Genomic DNA, 1,682 nt, shown 5'->3' with positions numbered 1-1,682 from the left:
TTTGGTTAAGTCCTCGATCGATTAGTATCAGTCAGCTACACATGTCGCCACGCTTCCACCTCTGACCTATCAACCTGATCATCTTTCAGGGATCTTACTAGCTTGCGCTATGGGAAATCTCATCTTGAGGGGGGCTTCATGCTTAGATGCTTTCAGCACTTATCCCGTCCACACATAGCTACCCAGCGATGCCTTTGGCAAGACAACTGGTACACCAGCGGTGTGTCCATCCCGGTCCTCTCGTACTAAGGACAGCTCCTCTCAAATTTCCTACGCCCACGACGGATAGGGACCGAACTGTCTCACGACGTTCTGAACCCAGCTCGCGTACCGCTTTAATGGGCGAACAGCCCAACCCTTGGGACCGACTACAGCCCCAGGATGCGATGAGCCGACATCGAGGTGCCAAACCTCCCCGTCGATGTGGACTCTTGGGGGAGATAAGCCTGTTATCCCCGGGGTAGCTTTTATCCGTTGAGCGATGGCCCTTCCATGCGGAACCACCGGATCACTAAGCCCGACTTTCGTCCCTGCTCGACTTGTAGGTCTCGCAGTCAAGCTCCCTTGTGCCTTTACACTCTACGAATGATTTCCAACCATTCTGAGGGAACCTTTGGGCGCCTCCGTTACATTTTAGGAGGCGACCGCCCCAGTCAAACTGCCCACCTGACACTGTCTCCCGGCCCGATCAGGGCCGCGGGTTAGAATTTCAATACAGCCAGGGTAGTATCCCACCGACGCCTCCACCGAAGCTAGCGCTCCGGCTTCTCAGGCTCCTACCTATCCTGTACAAGCTGTACCAAAATTCAATATCAGGCTACAGTAAAGCTCCACGGGGTCTTTCCGTCCTGTCGCGGGTAACCTGCATCTTCACAGGTACTATAATTTCACCGAGTCTCTCGTTGAGACAGTGCCCAGATCGTTACGCCTTTCGTGCGGGTCGGAACTTACCCGACAAGGAATTTCGCTACCTTAGGACCGTTATAGTTACGGCCGCCGTTTACTGGGGCTTCGATTCAGAGCTTCTCCCAAAGGATAACCCCTCCTCTTAACCTTCCAGCACCGGGCAGGCGTCAGCCCCTATACTTCGCCTTGCGGCTTCGCAGAGACCTGTGTTTTTGCTAAACAGTCGCCTGGGCCTATTCACTGCGGCTCTCTCGGGCTATACACCCTACCAGAGCACCCCTTCTCCCGAAGTTACGGGGTCATTTTGCCGAGTTCCTTAACGAGAGTTCTCTCGATCACCTTAGGATTCTCTCCTCGCCTACCTGTGTCGGTTTGCGGTACGGGCACCTCCCGCCTCGCTAGAGGCTTTTCTTGGCAGTGTGGAATCAGGAACTTCGGTACTATAATTCCCTCGTCATCACAGCTCAGCCTTTATGATGAGCGGATTTGCCTACTCATCAGCCTAACTGCTTGAACGCGCATATCCAGCAGCGCGCTTACCCTATCCTACTGCGTCCCCCCATTACTCAAACGGCGGGGAGGTGGTACAGGAATATCAACCTGTTGGCCATCGCCTACGCTTTTCAGCCTCGGCTTAGGTCCCGACTAACCCTGAGCGGACGAGCCTTCCTCAGGAAACCTTAGGCATTCGGTGGACAAGATTCTCACTTGTCTTTCGCTACTCATACCGGCATTCTCACTTCTAAGCGCTCCACCAGTCCTTACGGTCTGACTTC

The 1,682-nt window shown here is 54.2% G+C and carries 1 rRNA gene; it reads right to left on the bottom strand.

The features are described 5' to 3' along the window. Nucleotide 1 precedes the first annotated feature (1 nt). Nucleotides 2-1,682, bottom strand: a 23S ribosomal RNA gene (locus tag AC3WJG_RS26645); the annotation flags it as partial.

The sequence above is a fragment of the Priestia sp. FW507-14D1A genome (genome assembly GCF_058781295.1).
The sequence above is the reverse complement of the archived record's forward strand: the minus strand, read 5'-3'. Positions and strand labels throughout refer to the sequence as shown.